This window comes from Faecalicatena contorta, from assembly GCF_022835095.1.
In the GTDB taxonomy this organism is placed as follows: Bacteria; Bacillota; Clostridia; order Lachnospirales; family Lachnospiraceae; genus Faecalicatena; species Faecalicatena contorta.
This window is the reverse complement of the sequence record NZ_BQNQ01000001.1, coordinates 4,566,022-4,581,029: the sequence shown is the minus strand read 5'-3', so window position 1 is coordinate 4,581,029 and position 15,008 is coordinate 4,566,022. Positions and strand designations below refer to the sequence as shown.

The following is a 15,008-nucleotide window of genomic DNA, read 5'->3' as shown; positions in this document are numbered from 1 at the left end:
TGTTACTGTAAGTGTGAGCATACGCTGCCAGGGGCCGCTCCTTTCAAGTACTGGCCTGCTGAGTAGTTTAAAGCGCACGGAATTCGACAGGCGTCATTCCCGTTATTTTCTTGAAGAGTTCATTAAAATAACTGGCGTCTTCAATGCCTATTTCCTGTGCGATCTCGTAGTTTTTCAGAGTACTGTTTTTCAACAGGTCTTTTGCGCGTTCGATCCGTATGTCGTTCAAATAAGCTTTGAATGTTCGGCCGGTCTCCTCCTTGAATATCTTGCAGAAGTGGCTTTTGCTCAGGAAGCAGGCATTCGCAACCTCATCGAGTGTGAGCGGTTCCTTCATGTGATCCTCGATGTATTTCCGGGCTGTCATAGCGGTGGAACAGTTTGCCAGTCTTCTGCTCTCCGTCAGCTGCAGCTGTATGTACAGGAGGATTTTTCTTATCCCGTATAGGATGCCGCTCCATTTCTGCCGGTGCTGGATTTGGAAATGAATCTCATCCCAATCGCAGTATTCCAGCTGATAGCCGGAAAATTCGCGTTTGCAGCTTACTGCCAGCTCCGCCAGCGTCTGGTAGATGACATCTTTATCCTGGCCGGAGAGATAGGTATAAAACTGTGTGATGTGCTGCTGGATCCGGTCAGGGCTGTGAGAGTAGACACTTTCCAGCAGGTTCTTTTCTTCGGTGAGCGGGTAGGGGATTGCAGGAACTTCCAGTAAGGGGATCCTTTCATAGTCCACGAACTCATCGAAGGGAAGCGCTTTATAGAAACGCAGGGCATGGCGGGCCTGTTTCATAGACTGGTATACCTCCATCATGCTCAAAACAGCGAGCCCGATTCCAATCTTAACCGAAATATTTCTGTCAGTAAAATAAGACTGCAGTTCGGTCACAATTTCTATCCGGTCTCGTTCCGGGTCCTCCAGACTGGTAACCAGATATAGATAGTTGTCCAGCATGAAACAGCAGCAGGGGTAGAAGCGGGTCTCCAGGTCAAACTGAAAATCCGCTATGTCGGTTTTGGCCGGTGAACTTTTGAAATCCGTACAACAGGCAAAAAGCCTGTGGGAATTCAGTAAAACAGAGGGGAGCTCGTCCGTAAAATGTACATAGCCATTCTGCTGAAGCGCATTAAACTTGTGAGACTTCAAGATATTGCGCTTACTCTCTTCTTCCTGGATGGTACGGGTGGCCTCAGCCAAAGTTGAGAGAAGCTCTTCCGTAACAAGAGGCTTCAGCAGGTAGGAAAAAGCGCCGTGTTTCAGCATATGCTTAGCGTACTCAAAATCATTGTATCCGCTGATTACAATGGTTTTTATTCTAATACCGGAATCCTTGATCTTTGTGACAAGTTCAAGGCCGTCCATCACAGGCATGCGGATATCCGTAATTAGAATATCGGCTCTGTGCAAAAGCAGGTAATCTAATGCGGCCTTGCCGTTAGAGGCCGTAAAGCTGATCTCATAGCGGGTTTGTCCGATAATTATTTTTTGAAGGGCCTTCTGGAGCAGAAATTCATCTTCGGCAATCACTATTTTAAACATTACAATTCTCCTTTTTCTTTTGGCAGACGGATTGTGACTACGGTTTCTTTATTTTGGACACTGTGGAAAGTGAGCGAGGATTTATCGCCATAGTACAGCCGCAGGCGTTCGTTAACATTGTAGATTCCGACAGAACAACCATTCCCGGGTTTTTTTACGGAAGCCAGATTATTCTGGATTTCTTTTTCCGTCACGGGATCTGTACCCAAACCGTCGTCCATGATCTGAATGACGATCTGGCCGGCGCTTTCCCCTGCACTTATTATGATATGCCCTTTTCCCTCCTTAGTCTCAAATCCATGATAAATGCAGTTTTCTATCAGTGGCTGCAGGATTAGCCTGATAATTGGAAACTGGCCGATACTGCTGTCTACATGAAACTCCACATCAAATTTATCATTGTATCGGATTTTCTGGATGGTGAGATAGGCCTTTATATGCTTGATCTCATCATCAATTGTTACAAATTCATCCGGCTGCCCGATGGAAAGCCGCAGCAGATGGGCGAGGAAGGTTGTCATATTGGAGATATCCTGATCGTCATTCAATATTGCAAGGGCATTGATGGAATCCAGCGTATTATAAAGAAAATGGGGGTTAATCTGTGCCTGCAGGGCCAGCAGTTCGGCCTTTCTCTTCTGCCGGTTTTCCTGCGCATTTTTCTCCATCAGCAGTTGGATATGTTCGGTCATCTTCTGGAATGAATGATAAAGAATATCAGTTTCTTCCGTTCCCTTTACCTTTGGGAACTGATTGCTGCAGCCATCCCAGTTCCGCACATGAACGGCCAGGGCGGTGACAGGGTAAGTCAGGCGGTTGGACAGCTTGACACTGATTACAATACTGACGATTAAGAAAAGAAAAATGATGGTCAGCATTGTATAGAGCAGAGGCGCGGCTGCCTTCGTGACGTTGGACAAAGGGATATAGACAACCGTACTCAGGTCGGAATGATTCAGCGGATAGACCGATATAATATAATTTTCACGGTTCAGGCGTGCAGTAAAACCGGAGTCTTTCTTGAAATTAGTTGTCTGTATCAGATTCGTCATATCCTGGGTAAAGGTACCCTCCACGAGCGTGGAATATTGTACAGAGCCATTGGCATCTACGAGGCAGGCGCCGCTGCCGTCCCCCAGATCGACGTTATTGAGCATCTCAAAAATATCATCTATGATAATGCTGCCAATCACGTAATATCCGCTTGTAACGGAGGAATTCGATACGGACTTAATACAGGACAGCGAGTAATGCCCATTGTTATTGCTGTGAATCAGAGGGACGAATCGGGCATTAAGATAAACCTCGCTCTTGTCATAATAATCGCAGAGTTCAAGCAGGCTTTTTTCATCATACATGTTAAACAAGGAGATCATTTTTTTGCCGTTATATATAATAGAAATATCATCGAAACCATTCTGCTGGGTGGCTGCACTCCACAGTACCTTTTTTACATCGCTGCGGGAAGAAGAAATGCCGGGAGTAATAAAATGGCTTCCGAAAAAACGGATCTCGGAAGAATAGGCCACAGACTCGATCTGTTCGTCAATCCCCTCCATGAATAGTTCAATATTTTTGCACAGTTGGTTCGCGATCTGATTATTGTACTGTACGGAGACAGAAATAATATTCTGATAGATAAACCGGTAGCAGAGCAGCGCCATAATAACGGCTATAGCCAGTACAAAGCCTATGGTAAAAGCGGTCAGCTGTTTTTTGAATGAGCGGAACATGAAAATCCCCCTTCCTATTTAAATTAAATTTAGGTTATAACATTTACCGGAAATATGCAATTGCTTTGGATATAGGAAAAGAATTTTGCCATAGAAAATAAGAATTCAGTTTCTTTTCCTTTCCCTTATTTTTCCGTATACTTTATTTAGAAAAAGAAAATTTATAATTTACAGGAGGTAGAAAATGAGAGCATTAAAGAAAGTAATAAGTGTAGGGCTTGCGGCGGCAATGGTTACATCACTTGCGGCAGGATGCAGCAGCAAGCAGGAGGATTCCGGTTCTGATAAAGAACCTGTAACGATCAGATTCTATTCAACTTTAGGCGAAGCGGAACCGGGATACAAACCGGTTATGGAACTTGTAGAACAGTTTGAGAAGGATAATCCGGATATCAAAGTGGAACTGGAGGTACAGTCCAGCTCACAATATCACGAGAAACTGGTATCCGAGATCGCCTCCGATACTCTTGCTAATGTGTTTATGCACTGGGGCGGCGCTGAGATGTATGAGGCAGTGCAGTCTGGAAAAGTTTTGGATATGACGGAGAAGATGGATGCAGAACCGGAGTTTAAGGCACAGTTTGCTGATGTTACCCTGAATGCCCTGAATCTGCGGTATGATGACATAGAGGGGATGTGGGGCGTACCGTTCTCCAGCGTATCGGGCGGATTCTATTATAATAAAGCTTTATTTGAAAAAGCCGGAATCAAAGAGGTTCCCGCTACCTGGGACGAGCTTTTGGATTGTGTGGAAAAATTAAAGGCGGTGGATGTCATTCCCTGGGCTTTAGGCGCAAAAGACGGATGGCGTGTAGAACACCTGTATTCTGCAATTTTCTATAGGATGAACGGAGTAGAAGGGGCCAAGGCGCTTGGCGATCGAAGCATGAAATATTCTTCTCCTGAAGCGGTGGCTGCATGGGAGGAACTGCAGAAGCTGGTAGATATGGAAGCCTTTGGGCCGGAGCCTGCATCTGTAGATTTTTCGAACGAAATGACGATGCTCCAGACAGGGAAAGCGGCTTTGAACTTTGGAATCTCAGCTCATGCGGAGGCGTATACGGGCCCGGATTCTGAGGTCGGTGATGACATTGACTTCTTTGAGATGCCTGTATTTGAAGGAAAAGAAGAATTTGCGAAGAATAACTTCGGGGGCGGAGACATCGCCCTGGGAATTGCAACCAATGCTTCGGATGAACAGATTGAAGCATCCTGGAAACTCTGCAAGGCACTTTGCGGTGTTGAGGGACAGACGGTTCTTGCCAACAGTAATGCGGTGCTTGTAGCTAATAAAGATGTGGAGGCGGATCCTGAAAAGGTAAACCGTCTGAATAGTAAATTTGCCGATGTCATTAATAACGCGGACGCAGCAACGACCGACGTGACCAACTACGACAAAGTATCCACAATGCTAACCAAAATCAGAGACGTGGCCTCTGCACTGGTGAACGGGCAGCTAACCCCGGAACAGGCCGGAAAAGAACTTGATGCGGAAGTGGAAATGTACAGCGAGTAAAGAATGAGGGATCAAACAGAGCATGCGGGGAAGAGCGCCCCTTCCGGGCGCCGGGCATGCCCTGCCCCGGAAAAACAGGAGGTGTAACAGTTGCTGGATTTTAAAAAGAATAAAAAGCTCGCAATTGCATTTTTGCTCCCGGCATTCGCTTTTTATATTATATTTATGATAAGCCCTGTATTTGAGACAGCGTTTTTGTCTTTTTTTAAGTGGCGCGGAATTGGAGGCAGTGAATTCTCATTTATCGGGCTTCGGAATTATGCAAAGGTGTTTACGGACCCGAAGTTCTGGACCAGCTTTGGGCGTTTGATATATTTTGTTGTGATCAGTGTTGTATCCCAAATGGTAATCGGATTTATACTGGCATATCTTGTCTCTTTAAAACTGAAGGGCTCGAGATTCTTCAAGCTGACCTTTTTCCTGCCGGCGGTATTGTCTGTAACCGCTGTATCCCTCATGTGGAAGATGATTTTATCTACCAATGAAGGCATGCTGAACATGCTTTTGAACAACATGGGTCTGGGGACACTGGCAAGGTCCTGGCTGACGGATCCGGACATTTGTTTTACCGTGATTACGCTGATTAATACATGGCTTCAGGTAGGGATGCCCTTTGTAATCCTGCTCGCTGGACTGATCGGCATACCGGGTGAACTGTATGAGGCGGCTGCGATTGACGGAGCCAACAGCTGGAATATGGTCTTTAAAATCACAATCCCAATGATGAAAGAAATACTGGCGGTGGCGACAATTCTAGTTCTGTCTAATTCCATGAAAGCCTTCGATGTCTTTTATGTAATCACCAGCGGAACATTCGGACCTGGAGAAGCCAATATGGTTCCTATGGGGTATATGTACATCACCTCCTTTCGGGGAAATGATTTCGGCAGGGGAAGCGTGATGGCCCTGTTTGTCATGCTGGTCGGCGCAATTGCATCTGTTTTTGTGTATTTCAAGGGGTTCCAGGGAAAGAAAGGAGATGCTTCGGATGATTAAGCGTGGTTTTAGCATTGGAAAACTGATCTGTTATATTGTACTGATAATTTGGGCGGTTATTACGATCTACCCGCTGATCTATACCTTTCTGACATCGTTTAAAACACAGACCTCCATGTATACAAATATGTTCGGCCTTCCGGAAACCTGGCACTTTGAAAATTATGCAGGGCTGTTTGCGGATATGGGGTTTGGAAAAAGCATTTTTAACAGCTTCTTTATCACCATAACTACAGTCGTGTGCCAGCTGGTCATCAGCTGTATGGTATCCTTTGTCATTACACAGATTCGCTTTAAAAGTTCCAATAAAGTTCTGGGACTGTTTGTAATCGGGATGCTGATTCCTGCCCAGGTGTTAATTATACCAATCTCAATCATGGCAAAGTACATGGACGGATACAACAACCTTCCGTTTTTGATCTGCGTATACATAGCTACGGGAATGCCATATATGATATTTGTAATCTGCGGGTTTATGAAAAATCTGCCCAAAGAACTGATGGAGGCCGGCCTGATTGACGGCTGCAATGGGCTCAAAACGTTTACTAAAATTGTGGTACCGCTGAGCAGGCCCGCGATTGCAACGATGGGAATGCTGTCTTTTATTGGAACATGGAATGAAATGATTATTGCGCTGATATTATTAAAGAAAAATGAACTCAAAACAGTTTCGCTGGCATTAAATATGTTTGCCGGGGACCGGTTTTCAAATTTTCCGGGGATGTGTGCAGCCGTTATGATAGGAGTTCTTCCTACGATGCTGATTTACTTCATCTTCCAGGAGAATATCATTGCGGGTATGACGGCGGGAGCGGTCAAAGGTTAGGCGCGCCCGGAAAAGTGCGGATAGTCTGGCGGGGGGAACCCCCGCATGGGCAGCAGCAGTTCAGCCATGCCCGAACTGCTAACATTATAAATTGGAGGTATATATGGGAAAACTGCCATTTCGTGAAATTCATCTGGATTTTCACACAAATGAGACGATAAAAAATATAGGGGAGAGATTTGACCCCGAAGAATTTGCGCAGACATTAAAGAAAGCACATGTAAATTCGGTCACTCTGTTTGCAAGATGCCATCACGGCATGATTTATTATGACTCCAAAAAGAATCCGGAGCGTGTGCATCCAAATCTTGTGAATAAAAATCTTCTTAAGGAGCAGATTGAGGCCTGCCGTAAAATTGGAATCCGTACTCCGGTCTATACAACGGTGCAGTGGGACTACTACACCTCACAGAGGCACAGGGAGTGGCTTTGTATCGATGAGAACGGGCAGTCAATCGGTGAGTCCGGCAGGAAGCAGGAGCCGTTTGAGGCAGGCTTTTACGAGACGCTGTGCCTGAATACCGGTTACCGGGAATTTTTGAAAGAGCACGTGGAAGAGATTCTGGATACATTTGAGGTAATCGACGGATTGTTTCTGGACATTGTTTTTCCCGTGCCCTGTGCATGTCCTGCCTGCAGAAAGCTGATGGAACAGAACGGATACAATCCTCTGGACCGCGGGGACAGGCTGGAATTTTATAAGAAAACAATCGACGAATGGCAGCGAGAAATGACAGAATTTATCCACAGCAAATCTGAGAATACCACGATCTTTTACAACAGAGGACATGTGGGGACGGATCAGAGGCGCAATGGGGATACCTATACCCATTACGAGCTGGAGTCGCTCCCGAGCGGTATCTGGGGATATCTTCACTTTCCCTCCACAGTGCGCTATGCCAGGAACCTGGGGAAAGAATATCTCGCCCAGACAGGCAAATTCCATACCATGTGGGGTGATTTTCATTCCTACAAGAACCAGGCAGCTCTGGAATTTGAATGTTTTCATATGCTGGCAATGGGGGCAAAGTGCCTAATCGGGGATCAGCTCAATCCAGACGGGAGGCTGTCACCTGCGGTTTATGACCTTATAGGAAAAGTGTATGAGCAGGTAGAAGAAAAAGAGGCCTGGTGCGATGACGTGAAACCCGCAGTGGAAATAGGCGTATTTACCGCAGAGGAATTTGTGGGTGCCTCAAATGACAATCTGCCGAAATCACTCCAGGGAGCAGTCAGGATGCTTCAGGAATGCGCATTTCAATTTGACGTGGTGGACACGCAGAGTGACTTCGCAAAATACAGGCTGCTGATCCTTCCGGACCAAATCCCTGTTGATCCGCTGTTTGCCGATAAACTTTCCATTTATATGGAAAATGGAGGAAAGGCTATATTTACGTGTAAATCGGGACTCACTCCCGACGAAGCCAGCTTCGCACTGGATATCGGCGTAACAAAGAGAGAGGAACAGCCAGTTGACGTATACGGAGAAGATGTAGTCGGAAAGATCTATGACAGAGGAGATTACTGCCAGTATATTCTTCCGGGGGATGTGATCGGAAAGGATCTGCCAAAGGACTATCATGTCATGTATGCGAGAGGCGTCGACGTGGATGCAAAAGAGGGAGCAAACGTGCTTGTAAATGCGTATGCCTCTGTTTTTGACAGAGATTACCGGTACTTTTGTTCACACAGGCAGTCGCCCTGCTCGGGAGAAATAGCACAGCCGGCTGTCGTACAAAACGGAAACAGCATTTATTTTTCACATCCTGTCTTCATACAATATCAATACAATGCACCTCTCTGGTGCAAAAAAATGGTGAAGGATGCGGTATGTCTGCTTCTTCAGGAACGGATTATCACACATAACGGACCTTCCGCACTGCTTACCGCTGTAAATGACCAGCCGGCCCAAAACAGAAGGATTGTGCATCTGCTGCATTACATTCCTGAAAGGCGCTGCGAATCTATTGACGTCATTGAGGATGTGCTGCCTGTTTATAATATTGAGTGCAGTGTAGAAGTACCGGGAGAAGTGAAAGGAGTATACTGCCAGCCGCAGAATGTTCCGCTTGAGTACCGATCTGAAAAGGAAAGAGTGATATTCCATGTCCCGGAGGTGAACGGACACCAGATTGTGGAAGTAAGATTATCTTAGGAGCAAGAGTATAAACGATAGGAGGATGTAATGAACCGAACGCAGATTGTAAAGAAATCTCTGAATTTTGAAGATCCCGGAATAGTGCCATATTCTATATATCTGACAGAAGAGGGGTATGGGCTATACGGAGACCGTCTGATTGACGACTATGGAAATGAAAAAATACAGACGGACTATCGGCAGGGTAAGCTAAGCCAAAAGGAAGCTGCATCCCTTGCAATTGGTAATTTTATTCTTTATGCTGAAGCACCTTGGTGGGACTGGATTAACCTTCCGGCAGAGTTTAAAGAAGAGGACACTCCCGAGGGATTACCTGATACAATCGGAAAAGGAAGCTATGAAGCATTTTTTGAAAAGGTGGAATATCTGAAAAAGAATTACGATGCATACATTTTGGTTACCATTTGGGGAAGCCACTGGGAAAAGGCCTATTTCAGCCGGGGCATAGAAAACTTTCTGTGCGACCTGGCGGCTGCCCCAGAGTGGTGCCGTAAACTGCTGGAGCTCATCATCAGAAAAAACCTTGTTATGCTCGAAAACATCTTGACATGCCCATATATAGACGGCGTGCTTCTAGGATCAGACTGGGGAACACAAAATGACCTGATCATGTCCCCCGAGTGCTTCCGCACCCTTATCAAAGAAGGCGAGATCCAAGAGTATAAGTTAATAAAAAAATACAAGAAAAATGTTTTTGTACATTCATGTGGAAATATCATACGGATTATGGATGACCTTGCAGAGATGGGAGTAGAGTGCCTGAATCCCATCCAGCCCGAGTGCATGGATATCTACCGGCTAAAAAAGGATTATGGAAAGCGCATCGCATTCTATGGGGGGATCAGCACACAAAGAGTGCTGCCTTATGGGACTGCGGAGGAAGTGGAAGCGGAGGCCAGAAAAGTCATAGAAGCCATGAAAGAAAATGGAGGGTATATTACAGGGCCGTCCCAGGAGATCCAGGAGGATGTACCTTATGAAAACCTCTGCGCACTCATAAAAACCGCAAATCAATATGGGAGTAGTAACGAGCTTTAGACTCGTTGACGGATGGGGGGGACGCGAATGACGAGGTGAGTGCGGGAGCTGTTGCATCCAAACGGTAGTTAAGAGCTCATTCCCTGGAGAGGTCCCGTACGGTAGCAGCGGATGGGATAGAACTGGTGATTCGTTTCTGTTGGTGTAAGTTTTAGATTGCCTTGTTATCCGTGAATATACTGGTCTTCAAAAACAGTCCCAAAGGACCCATACATAAAAGCCTTAAAATTTATTTAAGCAAGATGCATGATACGCATAGCCCACTTCATCCGCTGCCCCCGTTTGAGCGCCACCTTAGTAACGGGGCATAACCTACCGGTCGGATGAACCAGTTTACCGTGAGCCGCAGCATCTCCCGGCTCACGGTAAGCGTCCCCCTTCCATCCGCGCCTGGGCGGGCTAAAACCCGCCGCTAAATCCCGATTGATATGTTTGGGGAAATACTTTATAATGTAATGGATTGATAGCGGTGCAGGACCTTCAGAGGAGGTACGGATAACGAAGATGCATGGAATAAAAGATGTGGCGCAAAAGGCCGGAGTTTCTATTTCTACGGTTTCAAATGTTTTAAATAAAACAAAATATGTCAGTCCCGAACTGGTTCGCAAGGTGGAAGCGGCAGTAGAGGAATTGTCATATGAGGTAAATCCAATTGCAAGAAGTATGAAGAGTAACAGATCGGGGACGATCGGAATCATAACGGAAGATATCTGCGGTGTTTTTTATCCCTATATTATAAAAGGGATTGCTTCGATTACCGAGCGTGCCGGTTACCATATGGTTATCTGCGACACGCGGGGGGAATATGGGGACAAGGATGCTGCAAAACGGGAGCAGGATATATTCAAGAATCTGATTTCAAGCCGTGTTGACGGCATTATTTTTGTGTCTCTTGTTTCCGGTGAGGACAGGGAGAAGTATTTGAGTAAGCTGATCAAGGCGTCCCAGCGGTATAAGCCGATCCCACTTGTCAGTATGGAAAGAGATTTCACCCAGTTTGGTATAGATTCCGTCTATTTTGATGCCTATGAGAATTCGCAGAAGGCAGTGCAGCATCTGGTAGACTGCGGCTGCAGGAAAATTGTTCATATTTCAGGCCCTGAAATCATGGAGGTCGCGGAAGAGCGTGTGCAGGGTTATTTAACCAGCATGGAAAAAAACGATTTACCAGTGGATGAAAACACGATGATCGTGAGGGGCGATTACAGCCACCAAAGCGGATACAGGGGAATGAAAGCGCTGTTGGACAACGTACCGGGCCTGGACGGTGTCTTCTGTGCAAACGACCAGATGGCCGTAGGAGCATTGAAGCTCCTGAGGGAATACGGAAAAAAAATACCCGAGGAAGTAAAACTGATTGGATACGATGATGTATTCATATCAAGCGTTGTAGAACCGGCTATATCCACCATACACATACGAAAACGCCATGCCGGAATCGAGGCGGCAAAGCTGCTGATGGAACGGATCGATAATCCCGGGGAAAAAAGAGCACCCGTGGGAATCAAAATGGACAGCAGGCTTGTGGTACGAAAATCAACAGTGGCAGATGCCCCCGAAGACTGGATATTGGCCGATTGGTAGACCCGGGCAAAATTTGTAATACCGAATTACACATTTTCCTGGACCCAGCGCGCAAAGCCATCGGGCTTTGGGTGATGTGTCCAGGTTGCCCGGAGTTCCCTTCTTTTTTGCTTTACTCCTTCTCACAGCCCTAACCCGTTTCCAGCCCCCCTTATGTCCGCTTCCCGCAGCGCCCCCCCTTACACAAAAACCGCCCAGAGAAAAACGTTTTTTGTGAATTGTGTATAAAATTTGGGGTGTGGTATCTTATATTTTATACAAAAAAATCGTTTTTCTGTTAAAAGCATTGACAAAAGGGGGTTATGGGAATATGCTTAAGACAAGTTTTAAGAGTAAAAAAGGGACGGCACACAATCAATCAAAATTTTTTTTGACTCTTAGAAAAACGTTTTTCTGGAATTGAAAAAATACCAACCAGATAAAACGGAAAAGATACAGAGAAGGGAAGGGGGGATTTTATACTGCCGCGTCAGGCAGATTAGCGAAGTAACGGATTCACGCAAAGAGAAAGTGATGGAGGGCATCGTGAGGGTATGAAAAAATATTGTATTGTAAATGAAATTAAACCGGAGCGTTTCGAGGAGTACGTAAATGCACATCTGCATCCATGGGATGAGCTGCTGGAATGTCTGAAGGCTGCGGGAACAAAGGAAGAGTACATATTTATGCTGGGAAACAAAGCATTGGTATTCGTTGAGTGTGAGGATATGAAGACGTATACGGAGAAGTTCGGGAAAAGCGAGGTCGGAAAAAAGTGGCTTGAATACGTAGCAGATTTTATTGAGGAGAGTCCTTTTGCAGATGCATCCGGCAAGGCCAGGGATGATGTAAATGGCCTTCGCAAAGTGTTTGACCTGAATCAGCAGCTGGCAGGAAAGTTTGAGGAAAATTGATTTGTTTTCATGATCAATGCAATGAAATTAAAGCTGGGACGAAAGCTTTAATGATAATCAAAAAACAATTTAAAAACAGGAGGAAATCGTATGAAAAAGAAAATGTTGAGTGTAGTTCTTAGTGTTGCATTGGTTACGTCTATGTTAATCGGATGTGGCTCAGGGGAATCAGAGAAAAAGAGTGCGGAAACAAAAACAGAAGATACGAAAGAGACCAAAGAGGAAAAGACGGATGGGGAAGCAAAGAGCGGCGGGTATAAAATTGCCTATTTGAATGCACTGGTTTCAACCCCATATTTCGGATACTTAAACAGTGCTATGGAAGGGCATGCGAAGGAGCTGGGGGTTGAACTACAGATCCTGGACGGAAAAACGGATAATCAGGTGATGTACGACCAGGCACTGAGCATTATCGAGCAGGATTTTGATGCAGTGATATTGACGCCAAGCGATATGGCGGGTTCTGTTTCGATTGTAGAAGCAATCCACGATGCCGGGCTGCCCTTAATTGTCTGCAATACACGTGTCGACGAATCTGTGGAAGCATTGACTGATTCTCTGGTCTGCTGTGACCCGAGTTATGAGGGTGAAGTCGTTGGGAAGCTTGCCGTTGAGCAGCTGCCGGAAGGCGGAAAATGCGTCACACTGGAAGGTTTTGCAGGCCAGGAGGCGCAGATTTACAGAACAGAAGGTTTCCAAAAAGGAATTAAGGGAAGCAAGATTGAGATCGTACAGCAGGTGATCTGCGACTGGGACAAGGCAAAAGCAATGTCAGCGACAGACGATATGATTGCGGCTTATCCGGATTTGGCGATGATCTTTGCACAGGATGACTCTATGGCTCTGGGAGCGATCGAAGCGGTAAAGGCAGCGGGGAAAGAAGACCAGATTAAAGTTATGGGCCTTGGTTATATGGGCGATGAATCCAAAGAAGCTCTGTTGGACGGCAGCCTCCTTGGTACCTGCACGCAGTCTCCGTCATGGGAAGGTATTACCGCTCTTGATGTTGCCATAGATGTGATCAAAGGCAAAGAGGTTGATACCTGGTATAAGACAGAATGTCTGGCTGTTACAAAAGAAAACTGTGAAAGTATTGATCATGGTTATAATCAATAACAAACGTAAGGGAGGCCCGCCTCCCTTACTGTTTCAACGGCAGCCTGTTCACCGGGCTGCCGGCTGTAATAAAACAGCATGCGGATGTTGAATATCCGTTTAACTTAGGAGGTCAGACATGTCAGATGTTATATTGGAAATGAAGAATATTACCAAAAGATTTCCCGGAGTTATTGCTTTAGATGATGTTTCATTTCGCGTCAATAAAGGAGAGATCCGAGCGCTGGTAGGAGAAAACGGCGCTGGAAAGTCTACCCTGATGAAGATACTCAATGGAGTATACTCTGCGGATAGCGGGGAGATATGGATGCACGGCAAACGGGTTATGAATAAAAATCCCCTAGAGGCCCAGAAAAATGGCTTGTCGATCATTTATCAGGAATTTAACCTGGTTCCGTCTTTAAGCGTAGCAGAGAATATTTTTATTGGGCGGCTGAAAAAGGGGAAGAAGGCAATTCAATGGAAAGATATTAATAAAAAGGCCGAAGAACTGATGCACAGCCTTAATTACAACATTGATGTGAGAGAGGCCGTTGAGAATTTAAGTGTCGCCGAGAAGCAGATGATCGAGATCACCAAGGCGCTGTCTGTTGATGCAAAGGTGATTATTATGGATGAACCGTCAGCCGTGCTTACGGAAAATGAACTGAAGAATTTATTCGATATTGTTCTGGATCTGAAAAGTAAGGGAATTACGGTTATCTATATTTCGCACCGCCTGGAGGAGATCTTCCAGATATGTGACTCCGTAACGGTACTCAGAGACGGGCAGATTATTGATACATCGGCTGTAAAAGATACGACAAAACAGCAGCTGATCGAAAAAATGGTCGGCAGAAAACTGGAGCAGGAATTCCCGGCAAGGGATGCGGTATTAGGAGAGACGGTGCTGAAGGTAAGCGCGCTAAATCGTGGAAATAAAGTAAAAAACGTCTCTTTTGAATTGCGAAAAGGAGAGATACTGGGTCTGGCAGGCCTGGTTGGCGCCGGCAGGACCGAGGCAGTGAGGCTGCTGGTCGGCGCGGACAAGGCCGTCAGTGGAACAGTGGAGATAAAAGGGCAGAAGCTGAATATGAAATCCCCCCTGGAGGCAAAAAAGAACGGAATCGTCTTGCTTCCCGAGGACAGGAAGACGCAGGGCCTGCTTTTGGAAATGCCCATTACGCAGAACATCAGCGTGGTGGGGCTGGAGAAAGTCAAAAATAAATTCCGCCTGATCGGTGAAAGCATTGAAAAAGAAGAAGCGCAGAAGTACTTCAAGACACTAAAGATTAAGGCGCCCTCCGCTACGCAGAGGGTTTCCTTCCTGTCAGGCGGGAACCAGCAGAAGGTAGTTATTGCAAAATGGCTGTTTTCAGGCGCTGATATCCTGATTTTTGATGAACCGACACGGGGCATTGATGTGGGGGCGAAGTACGAAATCTACATGGTCATGAACGAGCTGGCAGCACAGGGAAAAGCGATCATTATGATTTCCTCTGATATGAATGAAGTGGTAGCAATGAGTGACAGGGTAATCGTGATGCATGACGGAGAAATACGCGGCGAACTTGAGGGCGCAGAGATCAATCCAGAAGCCGTGCTGAAATACGCCATTGAATGAGAGGA

General features: G+C 45.9%; 11 protein-coding genes. 9 read left to right on the top strand and 2 right to left on the bottom strand.

Going from position 1 to position 15,008, the window contains the following annotated elements:
* Nucleotides 1-67: 67 nt before the first annotated feature.
* Nucleotides 68-1,540, bottom strand: a complete 1,473-nt coding sequence (locus MWG26_RS20440; protein ID WP_025655794.1) for a response regulator — start codon at nucleotides 1,538-1,540, stop codon at nucleotides 68-70.
* Entirely contained in the window at nucleotides 1,540-3,273 is a 1,734-nt protein-coding gene (locus tag MWG26_RS20435; protein WP_025655795.1) for a sensor histidine kinase, read from the bottom strand. The genes MWG26_RS20440 and MWG26_RS20435 overlap by 1 nt, the downstream gene beginning before the upstream one ends.
* Nucleotides 3,274-3,457: 184 nt before the next feature.
* Between MWG26_RS20435 and MWG26_RS20430 the strand changes: the two genes are divergently transcribed.
* From MWG26_RS20430 to MWG26_RS20390, 9 genes are all read left to right on the top strand, one after another.
* The gene (locus MWG26_RS20430; protein ID WP_025655796.1) at nucleotides 3,458-4,789 is read left to right on the top strand and encodes an ABC transporter substrate-binding protein; all 1,332 of its coding nucleotides are present in this window, start codon (nucleotides 3,458-3,460) and stop codon (nucleotides 4,787-4,789) included.
* Between the two features lie 90 nt (nucleotides 4,790-4,879).
* A complete protein-coding gene (locus MWG26_RS20425) occupies nucleotides 4,880-5,785 on the top strand; it encodes a carbohydrate ABC transporter permease (RefSeq protein WP_025655797.1) in 906 nt (301 codons plus the stop codon).
* On the top strand, nucleotides 5,778-6,611 hold the full coding sequence (locus MWG26_RS20420; protein ID WP_025655798.1) for a carbohydrate ABC transporter permease: 834 nt from the start codon (nucleotides 5,778-5,780) through the stop codon (nucleotides 6,609-6,611). Before MWG26_RS20425 ends, MWG26_RS20420 begins: the two co-directional genes overlap by 8 nt.
* Nucleotides 6,612-6,714: 103 nt before the next feature.
* Nucleotides 6,715-8,766 carry an alpha-amylase family protein gene (locus tag MWG26_RS20415; RefSeq protein ID WP_025655799.1) on the top strand — a complete coding sequence of 684 codons (2,052 nt, stop codon included), beginning with the start codon at nucleotides 6,715-6,717 and terminating at the stop codon, nucleotides 8,764-8,766.
* A 30-nt stretch (nucleotides 8,767-8,796) separates the two neighbouring features.
* Nucleotides 8,797-9,807 carry a uroporphyrinogen decarboxylase family protein gene (locus tag MWG26_RS20410; RefSeq protein WP_025655800.1) on the top strand — a complete coding sequence of 337 codons (1,011 nt, stop codon included), beginning with the start codon at nucleotides 8,797-8,799 and terminating at the stop codon, nucleotides 9,805-9,807.
* Between the two features lie 504 nt (nucleotides 9,808-10,311).
* Nucleotides 10,312-11,391 (top strand): LacI family DNA-binding transcriptional regulator, encoded by a 1,080-nt coding sequence (locus tag MWG26_RS20405; RefSeq protein WP_117440809.1) that lies wholly within the window; start codon nucleotides 10,312-10,314, stop codon nucleotides 11,389-11,391.
* A gap of 533 nt (nucleotides 11,392-11,924) precedes the next feature.
* Nucleotides 11,925-12,284, top strand: a complete 360-nt coding sequence (locus MWG26_RS20400; protein WP_025655801.1) for an L-rhamnose mutarotase — start codon at nucleotides 11,925-11,927, stop codon at nucleotides 12,282-12,284.
* Between the two features lie 90 nt (nucleotides 12,285-12,374).
* Nucleotides 12,375-13,400: a sugar ABC transporter substrate-binding protein gene (locus MWG26_RS20395; RefSeq protein WP_025655802.1), complete on the top strand. Its 1,026-nt coding sequence runs from the start codon at nucleotides 12,375-12,377 to the stop codon at nucleotides 13,398-13,400.
* 118 nt (nucleotides 13,401-13,518) lie between these two features.
* A complete protein-coding gene (locus MWG26_RS20390) occupies nucleotides 13,519-15,003 on the top strand; it encodes a sugar ABC transporter ATP-binding protein (protein WP_044926797.1) in 1,485 nt (494 codons plus the stop codon).
* Nucleotides 15,004-15,008 lie beyond the last annotated feature (5 nt).

Coding starts and splice junctions, on each gene's coding strand:
- MWG26_RS20440 (WP_025655794.1), bottom strand. CDS start 1,540: ATGTTTAAAATAGTGATTGCCGAAGATGAATTTCTGCTCCAGAAGGCC.
- MWG26_RS20435 (WP_025655795.1), bottom strand. CDS start 3,273: ATGTTCCGCTCATTCAAAAAACAGCTGACCGCTTTTACCATAGGCTTT.
- MWG26_RS20430 (WP_025655796.1), top strand. CDS start 3,458: ATGAGAGCATTAAAGAAAGTAATAAGTGTAGGGCTTGCGGCGGCAATG.
- MWG26_RS20420 (WP_025655798.1), top strand. CDS start 5,778: ATGATTAAGCGTGGTTTTAGCATTGGAAAACTGATCTGTTATATTGTA.
- MWG26_RS20415 (WP_025655799.1), top strand. CDS start 6,715: ATGGGAAAACTGCCATTTCGTGAAATTCATCTGGATTTTCACACAAAT.
- MWG26_RS20410 (WP_025655800.1), top strand. CDS start 8,797: ATGAACCGAACGCAGATTGTAAAGAAATCTCTGAATTTTGAAGATCCC.
- MWG26_RS20405 (WP_117440809.1), top strand. CDS start 10,312: ATGCATGGAATAAAAGATGTGGCGCAAAAGGCCGGAGTTTCTATTTCT.
- MWG26_RS20400 (WP_025655801.1), top strand. CDS start 11,925: ATGAAAAAATATTGTATTGTAAATGAAATTAAACCGGAGCGTTTCGAG.
- MWG26_RS20395 (WP_025655802.1), top strand. CDS start 12,375: ATGAAAAAGAAAATGTTGAGTGTAGTTCTTAGTGTTGCATTGGTTACG.
- MWG26_RS20390 (WP_044926797.1), top strand. CDS start 13,519: ATGTCAGATGTTATATTGGAAATGAAGAATATTACCAAAAGATTTCCC.